At 68.6% G+C, this 20,915-nt stretch carries 18 protein-coding genes (1 of these 18 cut by a window edge); 12 read left to right on the top strand and 6 right to left on the bottom strand.

Annotation, left to right across the window (positions count from 1 at the left end):
- Nucleotides 1–1,467 carry the 3' portion of a M23 family metallopeptidase gene (locus AASM09_RS01635; protein ID WP_049431060.1) on the top strand. 6 nt of this gene lie to the left of the window's left edge, so only the last 1,467 of its 1,473 coding nucleotides appear in the window; its start codon lies beyond the left edge, outside the window; the stop codon is at nucleotides 1,465–1,467.
- 65 nt (nucleotides 1,468–1,532) lie between these two features.
- Nucleotides 1,533–2,660, top strand: coding sequence for an anhydro-N-acetylmuramic acid kinase (locus AASM09_RS01630; protein ID WP_080355073.1), 1,128 nt, complete (start codon nucleotides 1,533–1,535; stop codon nucleotides 2,658–2,660).
- Between the two features lie 80 nt (nucleotides 2,661–2,740).
- Here the strand turns inward: AASM09_RS01630 and AASM09_RS01625 are convergent, their stop codons facing one another.
- From AASM09_RS01625 to AASM09_RS01615, 3 genes are all read right to left on the bottom strand, one after another.
- Nucleotides 2,741–2,971 carry a hypothetical protein gene (locus AASM09_RS01625; protein WP_005420465.1) on the bottom strand — a complete coding sequence of 77 codons (231 nt, stop codon included), beginning with the start codon at nucleotides 2,969–2,971 and terminating at the stop codon, nucleotides 2,741–2,743.
- Nucleotides 2,972–3,048: 77 nt separating this feature from the next.
- Nucleotides 3,049–4,422: a muropeptide MFS transporter gene (locus tag AASM09_RS01620; protein ID WP_049431064.1), complete on the bottom strand. Its 1,374-nt coding sequence runs from the start codon at nucleotides 4,420–4,422 to the stop codon at nucleotides 3,049–3,051.
- Complete coding sequence (locus tag AASM09_RS01615) at nucleotides 4,419–5,219, bottom strand: exodeoxyribonuclease III (RefSeq protein ID WP_005412008.1); 801 nt, start codon at nucleotides 5,217–5,219, stop codon at nucleotides 4,419–4,421. Before AASM09_RS01615 ends, AASM09_RS01620 begins: the two co-directional genes overlap by 4 nt.
- A 162-nt stretch (nucleotides 5,220–5,381) precedes the next feature.
- Here AASM09_RS01615 and pyrE point away from each other — a divergent pair, with 162 nt between their 5' ends.
- The 8 genes from pyrE (at nucleotide 5,382) to AASM09_RS01575 (ending at nucleotide 14,835) form a co-directional block, all read left to right on the top strand.
- Nucleotides 5,382–6,041, top strand: coding sequence for an orotate phosphoribosyltransferase (pyrE, locus tag AASM09_RS01610; protein WP_005407772.1), 660 nt, complete (start codon nucleotides 5,382–5,384; stop codon nucleotides 6,039–6,041).
- An 18-nt stretch (nucleotides 6,042–6,059) separates the two neighbouring features.
- Entirely contained in the window at nucleotides 6,060–6,725 is a 666-nt protein-coding gene (locus AASM09_RS01605; RefSeq protein WP_049431068.1) for a hypothetical protein, read from the top strand.
- A gap of 174 nt (nucleotides 6,726–6,899) precedes the next feature.
- The gene (locus AASM09_RS01600; protein ID WP_005407770.1) at nucleotides 6,900–6,992 is read left to right on the top strand and encodes a potassium-transporting ATPase subunit F; all 93 of its coding nucleotides are present in this window, start codon (nucleotides 6,900–6,902) and stop codon (nucleotides 6,990–6,992) included.
- A 12-nt stretch (nucleotides 6,993–7,004) separates the two neighbouring features.
- Entirely contained in the window at nucleotides 7,005–8,714 is a 1,710-nt protein-coding gene (gene kdpA / locus AASM09_RS01595; protein ID WP_100443748.1) for a potassium-transporting ATPase subunit KdpA, read from the top strand.
- Between the two features lie 10 nt (nucleotides 8,715–8,724).
- Nucleotides 8,725–10,782, top strand: a complete 2,058-nt coding sequence (gene kdpB / locus AASM09_RS01590) for a potassium-transporting ATPase subunit KdpB (protein WP_049431074.1) — start codon at nucleotides 8,725–8,727, stop codon at nucleotides 10,780–10,782.
- Nucleotides 10,779–11,429, top strand: coding sequence for a potassium-transporting ATPase subunit KdpC (kdpC, locus tag AASM09_RS01585; protein ID WP_049431077.1), 651 nt, complete (start codon nucleotides 10,779–10,781; stop codon nucleotides 11,427–11,429). Before kdpB ends, kdpC begins: the two co-directional genes overlap by 4 nt.
- 51 nt (nucleotides 11,430–11,480) lie before the next feature.
- The gene (locus AASM09_RS01580; protein ID WP_049431084.1) at nucleotides 11,481–14,141 is read left to right on the top strand and encodes a sensor histidine kinase; all 2,661 of its coding nucleotides are present in this window, start codon (nucleotides 11,481–11,483) and stop codon (nucleotides 14,139–14,141) included.
- The gene (locus AASM09_RS01575) at nucleotides 14,122–14,835 is read left to right on the top strand and encodes a response regulator transcription factor (protein WP_049431087.1); all 714 of its coding nucleotides are present in this window, start codon (nucleotides 14,122–14,124) and stop codon (nucleotides 14,833–14,835) included. Before AASM09_RS01580 ends, AASM09_RS01575 begins: the two co-directional genes overlap by 20 nt.
- 293 nt (nucleotides 14,836–15,128) lie before the next feature.
- On the opposite strand, the gene AASM09_RS01570 is transcribed toward AASM09_RS01575, so the two are convergent.
- The 3 genes from AASM09_RS01570 to coaBC are packed head-to-tail and all read right to left on the bottom strand — an operon-like array spanning nucleotide 15,129 to nucleotide 19,216.
- Nucleotides 15,129–17,471 carry a phosphomannomutase/phosphoglucomutase gene (locus AASM09_RS01570; protein WP_100443747.1) on the bottom strand — a complete coding sequence of 781 codons (2,343 nt, stop codon included), beginning with the start codon at nucleotides 17,469–17,471 and terminating at the stop codon, nucleotides 15,129–15,131.
- 12 nt (nucleotides 17,472–17,483) lie between these two features.
- Nucleotides 17,484–17,957: a dUTP diphosphatase gene (dut, locus tag AASM09_RS01565; RefSeq protein WP_021204751.1), complete on the bottom strand. Its 474-nt coding sequence runs from the start codon at nucleotides 17,955–17,957 to the stop codon at nucleotides 17,484–17,486.
- Nucleotides 17,954–19,216 carry a bifunctional phosphopantothenoylcysteine decarboxylase/phosphopantothenate--cysteine ligase CoaBC gene (coaBC, locus tag AASM09_RS01560; protein WP_049429657.1) on the bottom strand — a complete coding sequence of 421 codons (1,263 nt, stop codon included), beginning with the start codon at nucleotides 19,214–19,216 and terminating at the stop codon, nucleotides 17,954–17,956. Before coaBC ends, dut begins: the two co-directional genes overlap by 4 nt.
- Nucleotides 19,217–19,444: 228 nt before the next feature.
- Here coaBC and AASM09_RS01555 point away from each other — a divergent pair, with 228 nt between their 5' ends.
- On the top strand, nucleotides 19,445–20,071 hold the full coding sequence (locus tag AASM09_RS01555) for a response regulator transcription factor (RefSeq protein ID WP_049429656.1): 627 nt from the start codon (nucleotides 19,445–19,447) through the stop codon (nucleotides 20,069–20,071).
- A 70-nt stretch (nucleotides 20,072–20,141) separates the two neighbouring features.
- Nucleotides 20,142–20,846, top strand: a complete 705-nt coding sequence (gene radC / locus AASM09_RS01550) for a RadC family protein (RefSeq protein WP_049429655.1) — start codon at nucleotides 20,142–20,144, stop codon at nucleotides 20,844–20,846.
- Nucleotides 20,847–20,915 lie beyond the last annotated feature (69 nt).

The raw sequence follows: 20,915 nt of genomic DNA, 5'->3' as shown, positions 1-20,915 counted from the left end.
AATTCCGAACAAGGGCGCGCACGCAAGCAGCGCTTCCAGGAACGCCTCCACGTCCTGCACGACAACGCCCTGCATCGGAAGCTCAGGCAACATCTTCCCGCCGCCTTCAACGAGCGCTGGACCCGGCGCCATTGGATGCATGCCAGCCTGTTCGCGACCATCGGCGCCCTGGTGGCAACGATCGTCCCGGGCTTCTCGCACACCATCGACGCCCCCTTTGCCGACAGCCATACCAGCCTGGCACTGCCGTTGCCGCCGCTGACCATGGCCCGCCAGCAGCAGGTACCCGGTGACAGCTGGCAGGTACTGCGCGTGGAACGCGGCCAGACCCTGAGCGATCTGTTCGACAAGGCCGGCATTCCGGCCACCACCCTGCACCGGGTACTGGACCACCCGGGCGCGCGCGAGGCGCTGACCAAGCTGCGCCCGGGCGCCGAGATCGCCTTCGACATGCCGCTGTCCGGTGACCTGCGCAGCATCCGCTTCGACCGCGATGCCGACAACCGGGTGGAGCTGAGCCTGGCCGGTGATGACATCAAGGAGAAGGTGACCAAGCGCGAGACCTCCACGCGCACGGTGGTCACCAGTGGCGAGATCACCAGTTCGCTGTACGCCGCCGCACGCCGCGCCGGGCTGTCGCCGTCGGCGATCGCGACGATGACCGACGATATCTTCAAGTACGACATCGACTTCTCCAAGGACCTGCAGCCGGGCGACCGCTTCAGCGTGGTGATGGATGAAACCTGGCGCGAAGGCGAGAAGGTGGACACCAGCAAGATCCTGGCGGCGACCTTCACCACCGGTGGCAAGACCTATTCCGGCTTCCGCTTCGACCGCAACGGCAAGTCCGAGTACTACGACATCAACGGCCGTTCGCTGAAGAAGAGCTTCATCCGCATGCCGATCCCGTTCGCGCGGCTGAGCTCGACCTTCGGTGCGCGCAAGCACCCGGTGCTGGGCAAGATGCGCATGCACAAGGGCGTGGACTACGCCGCGCGCACCGGCACCCCGATCATGGCCGCTGGCGACGCCCGCGTGCAGTTCGCCGGCGTGCAGCGTGGTTACGGCAACGTGGTGATCCTGGATCACGGCCGCGGCCACACCACCCTGTACGGGCACATGTCGCGCTTTGCGAACATCAAGACCGGCCAGCGCGTGGCCCAGGGCACGGTGATCGGCTATGTGGGCTCGACCGGCCTGGCCACCGGCCCGCACCTGCACTACGAATTCCGCGTCAACGGCGAGCATCGCAACCCGCTGACCGTGACCATGCCGCCGCCGGAGCCGTTGAAGGGCGCCGAGCTGGTCGCCTTCCGCGCGCAGACCGCGCCGGCGATGGCCCGCATCCAGGGCATGGAAAAGCTGATCTACGCCGATGCCAGCCCCGCGCCGACCAGCCGCGACGAGGCCGCCCCCGAGGTGGCCAGCGCCAAGGACAAGAGCAGCACCGGCCGCAAGCGCGGCTGAGCCGCTGCGTTGACGAAGAAGGACGCGGCAGCACAAGCTTGCCGCGTCCTTTTTTTATGCCCGCCATGAACACGACCGCCGACGCTGACGCCCCCCTGTACCTTGGCCTGATGTCGGGCACCAGCGCCGACGGCATCGATGCCGCGCTGGTGCAGTTCCCCGCCGGCGGAGGCTGCCGCTTCGTGCACGGCCTGACCGCCCGCTGGGAGCCGGTGCTGCGTGCGCGACTGGTGGCGCTGGGCGAAGGTGGCCGGCTGGACTCGCTGGAGGAGCTCGGCGAGCTGGACGCCCGGATCGCGATCAACTTCGCCGGGGCCGCCAACCAGCTGCTGGCCGAGGCTGGCGTGGACCGCAGCCAGGTGCGCGCGATCGGCTCGCACGGCCAGACCGTGCGTCACCGCCCGCTGGCCGACCCCGCCTTCACCGTACAGCTGGGCGACGGCAACCGCATCGCCGAGTTGACCGGGATCACCACGGTGTCCGACTTCCGCCGCCGCGACGTGGCGGCCGGGGGCCATGGTGCGCCACTGATGCCGGCCTTCCACCTGGCCATGCTGGGCACGGCTGACGAAGACCGCGCGGTGCTCAACCTCGGCGGCATCGCCAACCTGACCCTGATTCCGCGCGAAGGTGCGGTGCGTGGCTTCGATACCGGCCCGGCCAATGCGCTGATGGATGCCTGGTGCCAGCGCCACACCGGCCGCACCTTCGACGCCGACGGCGCATATGCCGCCAGTGGCGCGGTGGACGAGAGCCTGCTGGCCGGCTGGTGCTCGGACCCGTGGTTCGCGCTGCCGCCGCCGAAGAGCACCGGCCGTGAGCAGTTCCACCTGGCCTGGGCCGAGGCGCACATGGCCGAAGGCCAGTACGCTGCGGCCGACGTGCAGGCGACCCTGTTGGAGCTGACCGTGGCAACGGTGGCCGATGCGCTGCTGGCGCAGCAGCCGCAGACCCGCCGCCTGCTGGTCTGTGGCGGCGGTGTGCGCAACCGGCAGCTGATGAAGCGGCTGAGCGCACGGCTGCCGGGCGTGCAGGTGGAATCCAGCGCCGTGCACGGGCTGGACCCGGAGTACGTGGAGGCCATGGGCTTTGCGTGGCTGGCGCAGCGGACGATGGACGGGTTGGCCGGCAACCTGCCGAGCGTGACCGGCGCCCAGGGGCCGCGGATCCTGGGAGCGATCCATCTGGCGTGAGGATGGTGCCATCCACGCATGGCGTGGATCTACGGGGCAGCCGAGCGTGGGCTCGGCTCTACAGCATTGCGGCGCGGCCGTTAATCAAACCCCTGCCCTGCGGGCAACGCCTGCAGGGCGGCGATGGCATCGGACAGGGCATCCACTTCGGGATCGCCGAAGCCGGAGCGGACTTCCAGCTCACTGCTGAACAGGCCCTGCTCCAGCAAGGCGGCACAGGTCTGTTCGTGAGTCCAGCCGCGGGCGACCGCGACGCGTCTGATACGTTCCAGCAGCAGCGGGTCCAGGTCCCGCAGCACAACGTCGGCCATGCTCACTTCCCCGTTCGCAGGGCACCGCCCCCTCGGCGCGTCGGGGCGATGATCCCGCAGACCGGGCGGGCAGGCAATCAGGTGGCGCTTGCGGCCTGGCGACGGCGCTGCTGCACGATCAACAGAGCGCACAGGATCACCACCGGGATCGCCACCAGCGCGGTACCGACGAAGAACAATGCATAACCTTCCAGCAGCGTCCGACCCTGCGCGAGCGTTTGTACCGACCACCCCGAGAATCCCTTGAGGGCCTTGCCGGGCATCGCGTAGAACGAGCTCAGCAGCGCGTACTGGGTGGCGGTGTATCCGATGCTGGTCAAGCTCGACATGTAGGCGATCAGCGCCGTACCGGCGAAGCCGCTGGCAAAGTTGTCGATCGCCATGGCCACGGCGAAATGGGTTGTGTCCGGGCCGGAATAGGCCAGCCAGGCAAACGCCAGATTGGAGGCCGGCCCCAGCACGGCGCCCACCATCAGCGCCGCCAGCACGCCCCAGCGGACCGAGACCAGGCCCGCTGCGGCAATGCCGACGAACGTCGCGACCAGCCCGACCGAGCCACGCACCGCGCCCACGGTATCCTCGTCCAGGCCGAGATCGACATAGAAGGGGTTGGCCATCGGCCCCATGACGAAGTCGGCCATGCGATAGACGCTGATGGCCACCAGGATCAGGATCGCGCCGCTGCGGTGCTCGCGGACGAAGGCGATGAACGGCCCGGCCACGGCGTCGAACAGGCCCCGCGGCGTCCACAGCGAGATCGCCTGGGCCTGCACGGCAGCCACCTCCCTGGCCGGTTCCCGGGCCATGACCACGGCCACCACGCCAAGCGCCATGAGTACGGCCATGATCTCGTACGAGACCTGCCAGCCGACACGGGCCGCGATGATCAGGATCAGCGCATCGGTGACCAGCAATGCGGTGCGATAGCCCAGCGCCGAGGATGAGGTCAGGAGGCCGAGCTGCTCGCTGTTGTCAGCACTTTCAATGCGCCAGGCATCGATGACGATGTCCTGGGTGGCCGAAGCAAATGCCACGATCACGGCCATCACGCCGAACACGACGATGTGCTGCCAGGCGATACCCAGGAACTGGATCTGGCCCCCCTTGGGCTGGACCAGCGCCATGCCGACCAGGCCCACCACCACGACCAGCTGCGACAGCAGCATCCAGCCACGGCGGCGGCCAAAACGGCCGAACAGAGGCACGTCGGTCTTGTCGACGATCGGCGCCCACAGGAACTTCATGGTGTAGGCCAGCCCGACCCATGACAGGAAACCGATCGTGCTCAGCTCGATGCCTTCCTTGCGCATCCAGAAGCCGAGCGTGTTGCCCACCAGGTAGATCGGCAGGCCGGAACTGAAGCCGAGCAGCAGCATCGCCAGCACCTTGCGCTGGCTCAGGTTGGACAACACCTGCTGCCACGGTCGGCGCGGCTTGGCAGCCTCGGTCACAGGTCGTAGTCCACGGTGAACGGGGCGTGGTCGGAGAAGCGCTCGTCGCGGTAGATCGAGCAGCTGCGCAGGCGGTCACGCAGGCCCGGGGTGATGAACTGGTAGTCGATGCGCCAACCGACGTTGTTGGCGCGGGCGGCGCCGCGGTTGCTCCACCAGGTGTAGTCCTCGCCGGTGGGGTTGAGCAGGCGGTAGGCATCGGCCCAGCCGCGGCCGGCGGCGACATCGGTGGCCTGGCCGTGGTCGGCGCAGAGGGCGTTGAGCCAGTCGCGCTCTTCCGGCAGGCAGCCGGAATTCTTCTGGTTGGACTTCCAGTTCTTGATGTCCAGCGCCGAACGCACGATGTTCCAGTCGCCGCACAACACGTAGTCGCGGCCGCTGCGTGCCCACTCCTCCAGGATCGGCCGCAGCCATTCCATCACTTCGAACTTGAAGCCCTGGCGCAGGTCGCCCGAGCTGCCGGACGGGATATAGAAGGAGACCACGCTGAGGTTGCCGTAGCGTGCCTCGATGTAGCGGCCTTCGTCGTCGAACGGGGCCCAGCCCAGCGAGGTGATGACCTGGTCCGGCTCGCGCTTGCTGTAGATCGCCACGCCGCTGTAGCCCTTCTTGGTGATGGCGTCGCGGTAGAAACAGTGGTGGCCGTCCGGGCGGAACATCGGGTCGGTCAGCTGGTCTTCCTGGGCCTTGGTTTCTTGGATGCACAGGACGTCGGCATCCTGGGCACGGAACCAGTCGAGGAAGCCCTTGGTCGCGGCGGAACGGATGCCATTGGCGTTGAAACTGATGATGCGCATGCGGAAGACCTACGGCGGGAAACCGGGCAAGCATACCGGTTGACCGCGGGGCTGCGCAGTCCGTCGGTTGGGCCCGCAAACGCCTTCACACGGGGCCGGACGAGCGCGAAACGCCCAGCTGGATTAGGATTTATGCTCCAAATGAAGATGAATCGAGTTTTGATGAGCGACCACCGCCACCGTTTCCTGCAGCTGGCCCTGACCGCCGATGCCCTGCGCTTCGGCCAGTTCACCCTCAAGTCCGGCCGGCTGAGCCCCTATTTCTTCAACGCCGGCCGCTTCGACTCCGGTTCGCTGCTGTCCCAGCTTGGCGCCTGCTACGCCGATGCCATCGATGCCAGCGGGATCAAGTACGACGTGGTGTTCGGCCCGGCCTACAAGGGCATCCCGTTGGCCACCGCGATGGCTTGTGAGCTGGCCCAGCGCGGCCGCGACCTGCCGCTGTCGTTCAACCGCAAGGAAGCCAAGGACCACGGCGAAGGCGGCCAGCTGATCGGCGCCGACATGCAGGGCAAGCGCGTGCTGATCGTCGATGACGTGATCACCGCCGGTACCGCGATCCGCGAAGCGCTGGGCATCATCCGCGCCGCCGGTGGCACCCCGGCCGGCATCGTGGTGGCGCTGGACCGCCAGGAGATCGCTTCGGAGACCGACCGCCGCTCGGCGGCGCAATCGGTGGCCGAAGAGGCCGGTATCCCGGTGATCGCCGTGGCATCGCTGGCCGACCTGCTTGATTTTGCCTCCGGCAACCCGGAACTTGTGGGTTACCGGCAGCCGCTGGAAGCCTACCGGGCCCAGTACGGCGTTCGTTCGATCCGCTGACCGACCAGGGGAAAGGTCATGTCCCGAGTTCCTGCTGTCCTCTTCACCGGCCTGCTGCTGGCCGTGCCGTTCACCGTACCGGCGCAGTCGCGCGACAGCGGCAAGGCGGAAAAGAAGCTGTACTGCTGGAACGAGGGCAAGGAGCGGATCTGCAGTGATTCGCTGCCGGCAGACGCGGTCAATCATGCGCGCGAGGAATTCAATGCGAGCACGGGCCTGCGCAATGCGCAGGTCCAGCGCGCGTTGACCGACGAGGAACGTGCCGCTGCCAGCACCGCTGCGCAGCAGCAACAGCTGGACCTGATGGCCGAGCAGACCCGCCAGCGCACTGAGCAGGCCATGTTGTCCACCTACGGCAGCGAGGCCGACCTGCGCCGGGTGTTTGCCGAGCGCCAGGAAGTGCTGGACAACAACCTGAAGACCGCCGAATACAACGTCACCAGCCTGCGTGAGTCGCTGGTGGCGCTGCTGTCGGCGGCAGGAGACCGCGAGCTGGCCGGCGGCAAGGTGGTCGACAAGCAGGCCGAGGCGATCCGCAAGCGGCATGCGCAGCTTCAGGCCCAGCAGCGCCTGCAGGCCGGGCTCGTGCAGCAGCAGCAGGCGTTGAAGGCCGAGATCGACAGCACCCTGCAGCGCTATCGCGAGCTGAAGGGGCTGGTGCCGGCGGACGCTCCGGCGGGCTGACGGCGCTGCCTCCGCCGGGCATGGCCCGGCGCTACCCCGGGCCCGGTTACGGGTTGGCCCACGGAATTTATGCACTTTTTACGCGTCGGCCCGGTCCGGCGCGTAGTGCGTTTATGGGGGGCAGGACGACGATGGCGGCCTGAGGTGGAGGGGTTCCACCAGGACGCTATTGCAATGTCCCCCTGGCTGTCGTTGTTGTGTGGCGTGCTGGTGCTGGTCGCCGCCGCCTATCTCCTTTATGTCGTGCTGCGGCCCGAGTCGTTCTGAGCGGAGCCTGCCATGACTGAGATGCTTGTGATTATTGCCGCCAGCCTGCTGCTGGCGTGGCCGCTGGGTCTGTACCTGGCGCGGGTGATGCACGGCACGCCGATGAAGGTCGACGTGCTGTTCCACTGGATCGAAAAGCCGCTGTACAAGGTGCTTGGCGTCGATCCATCGCGCGCCATGTCCTGGCGCGGCTATGTGCTGGCCTTCGTGCTGAGCAACGTGATGGTCGCGGTGCTGACCCAGGCGGTGTTCATGACCCAGGCCTGGTTGCCGTTGAACCCGGACCAGATCCCGAACATGCGCTGGGACACCGCGCTGCACACGATGATCTCGTTCCTGACCAACACCAACCAGCAGCACTACTCGGGCCAGGCGCAGCTGTCCTACCTCTCGCAGATGACCGGCATCACTGGCCTGCAGGTGGTGACGCCGATGATGGGCCTGGCGCTGGCGGTGGCCACGCTGCGCGCGTTGTTCTCGCGTGCGCCGCAGGCTGCGGCGGCCAACGGGGCCGGCGATGACCGGCAGGTCGCGGTCGGCAACTACTACGTGGACGTGGTGCGCCTGTGCGTGCGCTTCCTGCTGCCGCTGTGCCTGGTGTGGACGCTGCTGCTGACCAGCCAGGGCGTGCCCTCGACGATGGCCGGCGGGCCGCAGGCTGCGCCAATCGATGCCAGCGCCGGCATGGCCCAGCAGAAACTGCCGCTGGGCCCGGTCGCGGCGATGGTCGCGGCCAAGCAGCTGGGCGCCAACGGCGGCGGCTGGTATGGCCCGAACAGCAGTTTCCCGCTGGAGAATCCAACCCCGCTGTCGAATGCGCTGGAAATCGTCGGCATCCTGCTGGTGCCGATGGCAGTGATCTTCATGATCGGTGCGTTCACCGGCCGGCGTCGCTTCGGCGCCCTGGTGTTCAGCTGCATGCTGGGCATGTCGCTGCTGTCCACCGGCGCGATGATGTGGAGCGAGGGCCATAGCGCCAGCGCCGCCACGCCGCTGCTGATGGAAGGCAAGGAGGTGCGCTTCGGTGCCGATGGCACCGCGCTGTGGGCGGCGGTGACCACCCAGGTGTCCAACGGCTCGGTGAACGGCATGCACGATTCGCTGGCGCCGCTCAGTGGCGGCATCGCGATGGTCAACATGCTGGTCAGCGCGATCTGGGGCGGCATCGGCTGTGGCCTGCAGCAGTTCATCGTGTACCTGCTGCTGGGCGTGTTCCTGGCCGGGTTGATGACCGGACGTACGCCGGAACTGTTCGGCCGCAAGCTGGAGACGCCACAGGTACGCCTGCTGGCCCTGCTGGTGCTGCTGCAGCCGATCACCCTGCTGGTATTCACCGCGATCACCCTGGCCGTGCCCGGCCTGGCCGGCACCTCCAATCCCGGATTCCATGGCATCAGCCAGGTGTTCTACGAGTACGTGTCGGCCTACGCCAACAACGGTTCGGGCTTCGAAGGGCTGGGTGACGCCACGCTGTGGTGGAACCTGAGCTGCTCGCTGGTGCTGCTGCTGGGCCGCTTCCCGCTGCTGATCATCCCGCTGGTGGTAGCCGCCCAGCTGGCCGCCAAGCGCCAGGCGCCGGAGTCTGCCGGCAGCCTGCAGATCGAAACCCCGACCTTCGCCCTGACCCTGGTCTCGGTGATCGTCATCCTGACCGTGCTGCAGTTCATGCCGGCGCTGGTACTCGGCCCGATCGCCGACCACCTGAGCCTGGGACTGCACTGAGGACACCGCAATGAGTACCCACGCAAGTTCAACCCGTAGTTCCCTCGCACCGCGCCCTGCCCTGCTCGATGCCGCAGGCCTGCGCCGTGCACTGGTCGAGGCGGTGCGCAAGCTGTCGCCGATGCACCTGGTGCGCAGCCCGGTGATGGCGGTGGTGATGGCCGGCACGATCGTCGCCGCCATCGTCACCCTGACCGGCAATGCGCCGCTGGGCTTTGGCCTGGCGGTGACCGCGATCCTGCTGGTGACCGTGCTGTTCGGCAACTTCGCCGAAGCCGTGGCCGAAGCGCGCGGCCGTGGCCAGGCTGCATCGCTGCGCCGTGCCCGCCAGGATCTGGTGGCGCGCCGTCTGGCCGCACCGCAGCCGGGTGCCGCCGAAACCCAGGTACCGGCTGCGGAGCTGCGCCCGGGCGACCATGTGATCGTCAGTGCCGGTGAACTGGTGCCGGCCGATGGCGAGATCGTGCAGGGCCTGGCGACCATCAACGAAGCGGCCGTGACCGGCGAATCGGCACCGGTGCTGCGCGAAGCCGGTACCGACCGTTCCGGCGTGATCGGCGGTACCAAGGTGCTGTCCGACCAGATCATCGTGCGGGTGACCGCCGAGCCGGGCCACAGCTTCCTGGACCGGATGATCGCGCTGGTGGAAGGCGCCAATCGCCAGAAGACCCCGAACGAGATCGCGCTGACCCTGCTGCTGGCGGCGATGACGCTGACCTTCCTGGTAGTGGTGGCAACGCTGCCGGCGATCGGTGCAGCGGTGGGCGTGCAGGTTGATCCGCTGCTGCTGATCGCGCTGCTGGTGTGCCTGATCCCGACCACCATCGGTGGCCTGCTGCCAGCCATCGGCATTGCCGGCATGAACCGGGCGCTGGCTGCCAACGTGCTGGCCAAGTCGGGCAAGGCGGTGGAAGTGGCGGGCGACGTAGACGTGCTGCTGCTCGACAAGACCGGCACCATCACCTACGGCGACCGGCAGGCCAGCCACTTCCATCCGTTGGCCGCTATCGACGCCAGCCAGCTGCGTGAAGCGGCACTGCTGTCCTCGCTGGCCGACCCGACTCCGGAGGGCAAGTCGATCGTGCGCCTGGCGCGCGAGCAGGGTTGCGCCACCGCCGAACCGGACCATGCCGACTACCTGGCCTTCACTGCCCAGACCCGCATGTCCGGCGTGGACCTGGAACATGGGCGGCAGATCCGCAAGGGCGCCGCCGATGCCATCCGCGCGCATGTGCAGTCGCTGGGCGGCAACGTGCCGGCCGAGCTGGCCGGTCGTGTCGAGCAGGTCGCGCGCAACGGCGCCACCCCGCTGGTGGTGGCCGAGGGCCGCCACGTGCTGGGTGTGATCGAGCTGTCGGACGTGGTCAAGCACGGCATGCGCGAGAAGTTCGCGCAGCTGCGGGCGATGGGCATCCGCACGGTGATGATCACCGGTGACAACCCGCTGACCGCCGCCGCCATCGCTGCCGAAGCCGGTGTGGACGACTACATCGCCGAAGCGCGGCCGGAAGACAAGCTGGCGCGCATCCGCCAGGAACAGGCCGGCGGTCGCCTGGTGGCAATGGTCGGCGACGGCACCAACGACGCCCCGGCGCTGGCCCAGGCCGATATCGGCCTGGCGATGAACTCCGGTACGCAGGCGGCGAAGGAGGCCGGCAACATGGTCGACCTCGATTCGGACCCGGCCAAGCTGCTGGCGGTGGTGGAAGTGGGCAAGCAGCAGCTGATCACCCGCGGCGCGCTGACCACCTTCTCGCTGGCCAACGACGTCTCCAAGTACTTCGCGATCCTGCCGGCGCTGTTCGCCGCTGCCGTTCCGACCATGGCCGCACTGAACGTGATGCAGCTGTCGAGCCCGCGCAACGCCGTGCTGGCGGCGCTGATCTTCAACGCCCTGGTGATTCCCGCTCTGATCCCGCTCGCCCTGCGTGGCGTGCGCTTCCGCCCGGCCACCGCGACGGCGCTGCTGCGCCGGAACATGCTGGTGTACGGCCTCGGCGGCGTGTTGCTGCCGTTCGCGGCGATCAAGCTGATCGACCTCCTTCTTGTCCTGGTATTCGGCGCATGAACCGTTCTGCTTCCACCTCGTCTTCCCTGTCCCGTGAACCGAAGGCCGAGGCCCGCGTAGCCAGCCTGCAGGATGACGCCCGCTGGCGTCCGGCGATCGGCCTGGGCCTGGCCACCCTGCTGCTGGCCGGTGCGGTCTACGCCGGCATTGCAACCGGCTTTGCCGGCCTGGCATTCCCGGGACAGGCCGAAGGCAGCCTGCTGCGCGATGACAGTGGCCAGGTGCGCGGCTCGGTATGGCTGGCGCAGCCGTTCACCGGTGATGGCTACTTCCAGGCACGGCCGTCGGCCGCCAACTACGATCCGATGGCGGCCGCCGGTTCCAACATGGCGCGCAGCAACCCCGCGCTGGCCGAGCGCGTCGCTGCCAGCACCGCTGCGGTGGCTGCACGGGAAGGTGTCGCGCCAGCGCAGGTTCCGGCCGATCTGGTCACCCAGTCCGGCGGCGGTCTCGATCCGCAGTTGTCGCCGGCCGCCGCACAGCTGCAGGTGGCGCGCGTGGCGCGTGCGCGAGGCCTGCCAGTGGAACGCGTGCAGGCGCTGGTGCAGGCGCATACCGAAGGCCGCCAGTGGGGCCTGTTCGGGCAGCCACGGGTAAACGTGGTGACCTTGAACTTCGCGCTGGACCATGCAGCCAAGGCACCGTGATGCCGGCCTGCACCGGCTGCGCGCACAATGGCAGCCATGACAGCGGCTCCCATGACTGATGCGCGTACCCGCCAGGCCGATGCCCTGGTCGAAGGCCTGCAACGCGAAGCTGGCGGCAAGCTGACCGTGTTCCTCGGCGCGGCGCCGGGCGTGGGCAAGACCTACGCCATGCTGACCCGCGCGCAGGAACAGCTGCGCCGCGGCGTCGACCTGGTGGTCGGGCTGGTGGAAACCCATGGCCGTGCCGATACCCAGGCGCTGCTGGAGGGGCTGCCGCAGTTGCCGCTGAAGGACGTGGCCTACCACGGCCACGCCCTGCAGGAGATGGACCTGGATGCCGTGCTCGCACGGCATCCAGCGTTGGTGCTGGTGGACGAACTGGCCCATCGCAATGCACCGGGCAGCCGTCACGAGCGGCGCTGGCAGGATGTGATGGAGCTGCTGGACGCCGGCATCGATGTCTGGACCACGGTCAACATCCAGCATCTGGAAAGCCTCAATGATGTGGTGATGCGCATCACCGGCGTGCGGGTCAGCGAGACCGTGCCCGATGTCGTGCTCGACCGCCTGCACGACATCGTGCTGGTCGACCTGCCACCGCGCGAGCTGATCGCGCGCCTGCAGCAGGGCAAGGTCTATGTGCCGGAACAGGCCGCGCAGGCCCTGCAGGCGTTCTTCTCGCCGGCGAACCTGACCGCGCTGCGCGAACTGGCCATGCAGGAGGCTGCCGACCGCGTCGACAGCAGCCTGCGCGAGGCACGCGCCGCCCGTGGCGAGAGCAACCTGCCACTGCGCCGCGGCGTGCTGGTGGCGATCGACGGCGGTGGCCAGAGTGAATACCTGGTGCGCGTGGCGCGCCGCATCGCCGAGCGCCGCGACGCACCGTGGACCGTGGTGACCGTGCAGGGGCGGCGCCAGGATGAAGCGACACGGCGCGAGATCGATGCCGCCTTCGCGCTGGCACGGCGGCTGGGTGGCGACGCCGAACTGTTGCACGGATCGAGCATCGCCGACGCCCTGCTCGACCACGCCGCGCACAACGGCGTGTCGACCCTGGTGCTGGGCCGGACCCGCGAACGCCCGCTGGCACGGATGTTCAACCGGACGTTGACCCAGCAGCTGATCCAGCGCGGCGCGCATTACGAGATCACCATCATCAGCACCCCGCAGGCACGTGCGCGCTCGCGCCGCGAGGGCCTGCTGCCACCGATGCGCGGCATCAGCTACGAGCCGGTGCAGGCGCTGGTCGCCACGGCGCTGGCCTGTGCGGTGGCATGGCTGGCCGAACGCTGGGTAGGCATGGCCGACCTGTCGATGGTGTTCATCGTGGCGGTGGTGCTGGTGGCTGCGCGCACGCGCGCCAGCGTGGCGGTGATGGCGGCGATCCTGTGCTTCCTCGCCTACAACTTCCTGTTCATCGCGCCACGCTTCACCTTCGCCATCGGTGCACGCCAGGGCGTGATCACCGTGTTCCTGTTCCTGGCCGCCGCACTGGTCGCCGGGCGCCTGGCCTCGCGCCTGCGCATGCAGGTGATCGCGCTGCGCGCGGCCAACCGTCATGCGCGTGCGCGCCAGCAGCTGGGACGGCAGCTGGCCAGTGCGGCCGGTAATGGTGAAGTGGCGCAGGCCGGGCGCCTGGCGCTGGAACAGGCGATGGACGTTCCTTCGTGGCTGCGGATCGGCGCCGACACGGCATCCGGTGGCCGTTCGCAGCCGGGCGATACCGATCTGGCGGCGGCCGACTGGGCCCTGCGCCACGGCCAGCCCAGCGGCCGCTTCACCGATACCCTGGCCGGTGCGCAGTGGTGGTTCCTGCCGCTGCTGGATGGCGAAGACCGCGCCATCGGCGTGGCCGGCCTGTACCTGCCCGGCGCGCAGGCGCGCCTGCTGCCCGAGCAGCGGCAGCTGGCCGAGGCGATGGTCGACGATATCGCGCAGGCCGCGTTGCGCACCCGGCTGGTGGCCGAACTGGAACAGGCGCACGTCAGCAACGAGACCGAGCGGCTGCGCTCGGCCCTGCTCTCTTCGGTGTCGCACGACCTGCGCTCGCCGCTGGCAGCGATGATCGGCTCCGCCGACAGCCTGGCCAGCTATGGCGCGGCGATGGACACGACGGATCGACGCGCCCTGCTGGACACCATCCTGGTCGAAGGCGAACGCCTGGACCGCTACATCCAGAACCTGCTGGACATGACCCGGCTTGGCCACGAAGGCCTGAAGATCAATCGCGACTGGATCGGCGTGGACGAACTGATCGGCTCGGCGGCGCGGCGCCTGCAGCGCTACCAGCCGAAGGTGCGACTGGAGCTGGACATCCCAGCCACGCTGGCACCGATCTGGGTGCACCCCGCGCTGGTCGAACAGGCGGTGTTCAACGTGATGGAGAACGCCGCCAAGTTCTCACCGCCCGACGCCGCCGTGCAGGTGCAGGCGCGCGAGCTGGACGGCCAGCTGCGCATCGACGTGATCGATGCCGGACCCGGCATTCCCGACGACGAGCGCGCGCGCATCTTCGACATGTTCTACAGCGTCGAGCGCGGTGACCGCGGCCGCCACGGCACCGGCCTGGGCCTGACCATCTGCCAGGGCATGATCGGCGCGCATGGCGGCAGCGTGCAGGCGCTGCCCGGACGCGACGGTCGCGGTACCCTGATCCGCATCACCCTGCCCCTGCTCAAGCCAGCCTCCCACGATGAGCCCGACTCCGATTGATGCCAGCGTGCCGGCCGCGCGCGTGCTGGTGATCGATGATGAAACCCAGATCCGCCGGTTCCTGGACATCAGCCTGCGCGCGCAGGGCTACCAGGTGCGGCAGGCCGCAACCGGCCAGGAAGGCCTGCAGCTGGCCGCCAGCGAGGACATGGACCTGGTGATCCTGGACATTGGCCTGCCGGACATGGAAGGCCATGAGGTACTGGAGCAGCTGCGGCAATGGAGCCAGGTACCGGTGATCATGCTGACCGTGCGTGCGGGTGAAGCCGAGAAGGTGCGCGCACTGGATACCGGCGCCAATGACTACGTAACCAAGCCGTTCGGTACCCAGGAACTGATGGCACGGGTGCGCGCGCTGCTGCGTACGCGCAGTGTGCCCAGCGATGGCACGCCGCCGGTGTTCGACGACGGCCACCTGCACGTGGACCTGGTGCGTCGCGAAGTCGCCCTCGGTGGCGAGCCGGTGGCGCTGACCCGCAAGGAATACGCGCTGCTGTCACTGCTGCTGCGCAATGCCGGGCGGGTGGTGACCCAGCCACAGATCCTGCAGGAGATCTGGGGGCCGACCCACCAGCATGACACCCACTACCTGCGCATCCTGGTCGGCAAGCTGCGGCACAAGCTGGGCGATTCCGCGCTGGATTCGCGCTACCTGTTCACCGAACCGGGCGTGGGGTTGCGGTTCAAGGGGTAGATCCACGCCATGCGTGGATGCCGTCATTGATGCCGTCATTCCGGAATATGGGGTCAGAGCCCGTTGCGCAGCAACGGGATCCGACCCCGTACCGTTCCGGCAGATCGCGGAGATCTGTCGAAGGCGGGGTGGGTCCGGTTGCGGGGGTGTGAGCGGCATGGATGCCGCGACCAAGCCCCCAGGGATGGGTTTACGGCGTCCCCCGCAACCGGACCCACCCCGCCATCCCTCAGAAAACCCGCTCTTGACGTTGACGTTGCCTCGGCGGGTGCCGGGCGCAGCCCGGCCCCAGCTCAGAACCCCAGCGGGGTGTCGCCCAGCACCGGCTGCAGCTGGCTGCAGAACAGCGCCTGGATGCGTTCCAGTGCCGCCTCGTCGTTGCCCTCGAAGCGCAGCACCAGCACCGGCGTGGTGTTGGAGGCACGCACCAGGCCCCAACCATCGGGGAAGTCCACGCGCAGGCCATCGATGGTCGACAGCCGCCCACCCACGTACGGGTTGTCCGGCGACTGCGCTGCTGCCACCAGCATCGCCACCAGCGCGTGTGGCGTACCTTCGGCCACCGGCACCTTCAGTTCCGGCGTCGCCACCATCTCCGGCAGCTCGGCCAGTACCTCGTCCGGGGTTTCCTCGCGCTGGGCCAGGATCTCCAGCAGTCGCGCGGCAGCATACAGGCCGTCGTCGAAACCGAACCAGCGCTCCTTGAAGAAGAAATGGCCGCTCATTTCGCCGGCCAGTTCCGCATCGGTTTCGCGCATCTTCGCCTTCATCAGCGAATGCCCGGTCTTCCACATCAGCGGGCTGCCACCATTGCGCAGCACGTGGTCGGACAGCTTGCCGGTGCACTTCACGTCGTAGATCACCATTGCGCCGGGATTGCGCATCAGCACATCGGCGGCAAACAGCATCAGCAGGCGGTCTGCATAGATGATCCTGCCTTCGCCGGTGACCACGCCCAGGCGGTCGCCGTCGCCATCGAAGGCCACGCCGAGGTCGGCGCCGAAGCGCTTGACCGTCTGTACCAGGTCTTCCAGGTTGGCCGGTTCGCTGGGGTCGGGGTGATGGTTGGGGAAGGTACCGTCGACATCGCAGTACAGCGGAATGACTTCGGCGCCGATGGCTTCCAGCAGCTGTGGTGCGAGCGCACCGGCGACGCCGTTGCCAGCATCGGCCACGACCTTCAGCGGGCGGTCCAGCTGCACGTCATCAGCGATGCGCTGGATGTAGTCGGCCCCCACTTCGCGCTGCTGGTAATCGCCCGGCTCGGCCGCCTGCACCAGGCGCCCCTCGACGATGCGCTGGTAGAGATCGGTGATGGCATCGCCGGACAGCGTCTCGCCACCGATGACCACCTTGAAGCCGTTGTACTCGGGCGGGTTGTGGCTGCCGGTGACCGCCACGCAGGTGCCGGTACGCAGATGGAAGGCGGCGTAATAGACGACCGGGGTCGGTGCAAGGCCGATGTCGATCACGGTGCAACCGGTGCGACGCAGGCCCTCGGCCAATCCCGCCGCCAGTTCCGGGCCGGACAGGCGGCCATCACGGCCGATCACCACCTCGCGCAGGCCCTGTTCCAGCGCCACGGTACCGATGGCCTGGCCGATCAGCGCGGCGGTCTTCGGCGTCAGTTCGCTGCCGACCACGCCACGGATGTCGTAGGCACGGAAGATGCCGGCGGCCAGTTCCCCGGCCGGGACCGGCGGTGGCGGCGGCGCACTTTCCGCGGCGCTGGCGGCGGCCACCGGCGGCGGCGCCATCTGCAGGCTCTCGCTCAGCGTAGGACCGTGATCGGCTTCGGCCGCAGCGGCGCGACGCGGCAGCGGCAGGGTCTTCGGCAGGCGGCCGCGACCGACCACCAGCAACACGGCGACAAAGGCCAGCAGCAGCGCGACGATGGCACTGGCCAGCGATCCCAGGCCCAGCGGACCGGCTTCGACATTGGGTACGGCAGCCACCAGCCGCAACGGCGTGCCCGGAACCGGGCGCGCCAGCGCTTCGGCGCTCTCGGCCAGGCCGGCGTCGCCCTGGGCAACGAGGTCATGCGTGCCTTGGCGCAGGCCGAGGAAACCGGTGGACGGGGCGCTCACCTGGTCCAGCGGCGAGGTCAGCCGCAGCAATGGCTGGCGCACGTAGAGCACTGCCGGGCCAAGGCTGCCCAGCTGCACCGGTGCCGCCAGACCAAGACGATTGCCACCGGCATCGCGTACCACGCGCAGGCCCGGCTTGCCCTCGGCCAGCGCTTCTTCCAGCAGGGCCAGGCGTGCATAGCCGAAGGTGGCCGGGTCGGCATAGGCCGTGGCCAGATCGGCGCCCAGCACTTCAACCTGCTCCACCCCGGTCCAGCTCTCGCGTACGGCCAGCGCTGCCGCGGCGGCGTCGCCGGCCTGCAGTGCCTGCTGCACGCGTTCGTTCTTCAACTGCTGCTGCAGCTGCTTCAGCTGGCCGGCAGCCGCCTCCTGCAGTCCCTGCACGGCCTGGTCACGCGCTTCTTCCAGCGCCTGGCCATTGGCTTCCTGCCGCCATTGCTGCACCGCGCTCCATCCGAACCAGCCGGCGAGCAGGACCAGCAGCACCCCCAGTAGTGGCGCACTGCGTCCCAACGACCGTTCCCGCTGCCCTTCCCCGATGCCGCTCATCAATGTCCCCCGTCAACGCACCCCGGTATGGCCGAATCCACCCGTTCCCCGCACGCTGTCGGTGAAAGTATCCACCACCTGCAGGCTGACGCGGGCAATCGGCACGACCACCAGCTGCGCGATGCGATCGCCCGGCTCGATGGTGAAGGCCTCGCGGCCACGGTTCCAGACGCTGATCAGCAACGGGCCCTGGTAGTCGGCGTCGATCAGGCCGGTGCCGTTGCCGAGCACAATGCCGTGGCGGTGGCCCAGCCCGGAACGCGGCAGGATCACCGCGCACAGGTTCGGATCGGCGATATGGATGGCCAGGCCGCTGGGCACCAGCGCGGTGTCGCCCGGCTGCAGGGTCAGCGCGGTATCCAGCGCGGCGCGCAGGTCCATGCCGGCGCTGGCTTCGGTGGCGTAGGCGGGCAGCGGCCAGCTGTCGCCGAAGCGCGGATCGAGCAGCTTGACCTGCAGCGGTTGGGAAGTGAAAGCCTGGGTCATGCCTGGAGTCTCCGCGCGATCAGCGCCAGCAGTTGTTCGGCCAGCTCGCGCTTGGAGGTGGCCGGGAATACCTGTTCACCGTCCTGCCAGTAGGCCGTGGCGGCGTTGTTGTCGCTCTCGAAACCACCGCCGCTGATGCCGACCTGGTTGGCGATCACCAGGTCCAGGCGCTTGTCGACCAGCTTGCCACGCGCATATTTCTCCACGTCGTGGGTCTCGGCGGCGAAGCCGACCACCAGCTTCAACGACTGCGTCTGTGCAGCGACCTCGGCGAGGATGTCCGGCGTGCGCACCAGCTCGATCACCAGCGACTGGCTCTCGGCGGTCTTCTTCAGCTTCTGCGCGGCCACCTGGCGCGGGGTGTAGTCGGACACCGCGGCGGCACCGATATAGATGTCGGCCGGCAGCGCCTTCAGCACGGCATCGCGCATCTGCGCGGCCGAGCGCACGTCCACGCGCTGCACGCCGGGCGGCGTCGGCAGCTGCACCGGGCCGCTGACCAGCACCACCTGGGCGCCCATCGTCGCGGCGGCCGCGGCCAGGGCAAAGCCCATCTTGCCGCTGCTGCGGTTGCCGACATAGCGCACCGGATCGATGTCTTCGTAGGTCGGGCCGGCGCTGATCAGCAGGCGCAGGCCCTGCAGCGCGCGGGTTTCCGGTGCGGCAATCACCGCTGCGGCACTGCCATTGGCGGCCAGCGCGGCGACGATGTGGCCCGGTTCGGCCAGACGGCCGGGACCGGATTCGCCCTCGGCCAGCGGACCATCGACCGGGCCGATCACCTGCGCACCGCGCTGGCGCAGCAGGGCGATGTTGGCCTGGGTGGCCGGATGCAGCCACATGCGGTGGTTCATCGCCGGGCAGATCGTCAGCGGCGCGGTACTGGCCAGGCACAGGGTGCTGACCAGGTCATCGGCGTGGCCCTGGGCCAGCCGGGCCAGCAGATCGGCGGTCCCCGGGGCGACCACGATGCGGTCGGCCCAGCGGGCCAGCTCGATGTGGCCCATGGCCTGTTCGGCGGCACTGTCCCACAGCGTGGTGCGGGTCGGCTGCCCGGACAGGGCCTGGAAACTGAGCGGAGTGACGAACTGCTGGGCACCGGCGGTCATCGCCACCTGCACCTGGGCACCGGCGTCGCGCAGGCGCCGCACCAGTTCCAGGGCCTTGTAGGCCGCGATCCCGCCTCCGACGCACAACAGCAGTTTCTGACCTTCCAGCGCGCGAGCCGGCGCGGGGGAAGCGTTGGGGGAGTCAGCCACCTGGAATTCCTGTGCAAACGAGGGCGCTAGCTTACCCGATGGTCGGTAACGTCCCGGTGCACGGTGCACATAGCGGGCGGCTATCAGCAGATGGATTCCGCCCAGGTTGGCGGGGAATCCAGCCGGCATCGATTTCGGACCTTTCCTATACCTATGCGGGACAGTGCTTTTGCAGAATCAGGCCTTGGCTGCCGCACAGCGTGGCCTGTTCGATCTCCGAGGAGCCACGTGCGCCCACGTATCATCATTGCCGACGACCATCCCGTGGTCCTGCACGGCATCCGCATCGTGCTGCAGACACATCTGATGGACATCGTCGGCAGCGCCCGTGACGGCGCCGAGCTGCTGCAGCTGGTCGACCATCACCCATGCGATGCCGTGCTGACCGACCTGTCGATGCCCGGCACCGGCCCGGATGGCCCGGAACTGATCGATGCGCTGCACACCCGCTTCCCCGGGCTTCCAGTGGTCGTGCTGACCGGCGCGCGCCATCCCGGGCTGCTCGATGGCCTGCTGCGCGATGGCATCAACGGTCTGGTCGACAAATGCGCCGATTTCTCCGAACTGCCGCAGGCACTGAATGCCGCGCTTGTCGGGCAGGTGTTCGTTTCCCAGCAGCTGCGCCACCACCTGCAGGCCCGCGACCTGCTGTTCCCACGCGAACCGGCGCCGTTGTCGGCACGCGAGCAGGAAGTGCTGGACCTGCTGGCGGCCGGCCTCAGCGTGAACGCCGTGGCCGCACGATGTGGACGCAGCCCGAAGACGATCAGCCGGCAGAAGGCCGAGGCCAAGCGCAAGCTGGGCCTGCAGAACAACCAGGAACTGTTCGACTACCTGCAGACCCGGCGCGACTGAGGCATTGGCCGACCCGGGCCCGCGGCTTGCCCCGATGGGAGCCGCCGCAAAGTCTGGCGATGATGGGGCCATGCCCATCCATGACTGGCCCGAACAGGAACGCCCGCGCGAGAAGTTGATCGCACGCGGGCCCACGGCACTTTCCGACGCCGAACTGCTGGCCCTGTTTCTCGGCTCCGGGTTCGGTGGCCGCGATGCCGTGCAGACCGCGCGCGACCTGCTGCAGGCGCACGGCCCGTTGCGGATACTGCTCGACCGCCCCGCAGCCGAACTGGCCCGCCTGCCCGGGCTCGGCCCGGCCCGCAGTTGCACGCTCGCTGCCGGGCTGGAGCTGGCCCATCGCTATCTGGCGGCCGAACTGGAGCACGGCGAGGCGGTAGGCAACAACCCGGCGGCGGTCGGCCGCTACCTGCAGCACCGCCTGCGTGGGCAGGCCCGCGAGGTCTTCATGGCCCTGTTCCTGGACAACCGCCACCGCCTGATCGCCTGTGAAGAGCTGTTCCACGGCACCATCAACGCCGCCCCGGTCTACCCCCGCGAAGTGGTGCGGCGCGCCCTGCTGCACAACGCGGCGGCGGTGATCCTCAGCCACAACCACCCTTCCGGCGACCCGGAGCCCTCCAGCGCCGATACCCGCATCACCGACGAACTGCAGCAGGCGCTGGCAATGGTGGACGTGCGACTGCTGGACCACTTCGTGGTCGGCGAGGGCCGTCCCGTTTCGTTTGCTGAACGAGGCCTGCTGGCCCAGGCCCAGCCGCGCCTGTTCGGCTGAGCGCGGCCCCGCCAGGGGCCATCGGTCGCCCCCACAGGCATCTTCCGGTCAGCGTGGCTGCGGGTATCT

The organism is Stenotrophomonas maltophilia (genome assembly GCF_039555535.1).
Taxonomy (GTDB): domain Bacteria; phylum Pseudomonadota; class Gammaproteobacteria; order Xanthomonadales; family Xanthomonadaceae; genus Stenotrophomonas; species Stenotrophomonas maltophilia_Q.
The sequence above is the reverse complement of the archived record's forward strand: the minus strand, read 5'-3'. Positions and strand labels throughout refer to the sequence as shown.

Coding starts and splice junctions, on each gene's coding strand:
- AASM09_RS01630 (WP_080355073.1), top strand. CDS start 1,533: ATGAACACGACCGCCGACGCTGACGCCCCCCTGTACCTTGGCCTGATG.
- AASM09_RS01625 (WP_005420465.1), bottom strand. CDS start 2,971: ATGGCCGACGTTGTGCTGCGGGACCTGGACCCGCTGCTGCTGGAACGT.
- AASM09_RS01615 (WP_005412008.1), bottom strand. CDS start 5,219: ATGCGCATCATCAGTTTCAACGCCAATGGCATCCGTTCCGCCGCGACC.
- pyrE (WP_005407772.1), top strand. CDS start 5,382: ATGAGCGACCACCGCCACCGTTTCCTGCAGCTGGCCCTGACCGCCGAT.
- AASM09_RS01605 (WP_049431068.1), top strand. CDS start 6,060: ATGTCCCGAGTTCCTGCTGTCCTCTTCACCGGCCTGCTGCTGGCCGTG.
- AASM09_RS01600 (WP_005407770.1), top strand. CDS start 6,900: ATGTCCCCCTGGCTGTCGTTGTTGTGTGGCGTGCTGGTGCTGGTCGCC.
- kdpA (WP_100443748.1), top strand. CDS start 7,005: ATGACTGAGATGCTTGTGATTATTGCCGCCAGCCTGCTGCTGGCGTGG.
- kdpB (WP_049431074.1), top strand. CDS start 8,725: ATGAGTACCCACGCAAGTTCAACCCGTAGTTCCCTCGCACCGCGCCCT.
- kdpC (WP_049431077.1), top strand. CDS start 10,779: ATGAACCGTTCTGCTTCCACCTCGTCTTCCCTGTCCCGTGAACCGAAG.
- AASM09_RS01580 (WP_049431084.1), top strand. CDS start 11,481: ATGACTGATGCGCGTACCCGCCAGGCCGATGCCCTGGTCGAAGGCCTG.
- AASM09_RS01575 (WP_049431087.1), top strand. CDS start 14,122: ATGAGCCCGACTCCGATTGATGCCAGCGTGCCGGCCGCGCGCGTGCTG.
- AASM09_RS01570 (WP_100443747.1), bottom strand. CDS start 17,471: ATGAGCGGCATCGGGGAAGGGCAGCGGGAACGGTCGTTGGGACGCAGT.
- dut (WP_021204751.1), bottom strand. CDS start 17,957: ATGACCCAGGCTTTCACTTCCCAACCGCTGCAGGTCAAGCTGCTCGAT.
- radC (WP_049429655.1), top strand. CDS start 20,142: ATGCCCATCCATGACTGGCCCGAACAGGAACGCCCGCGCGAGAAGTTG.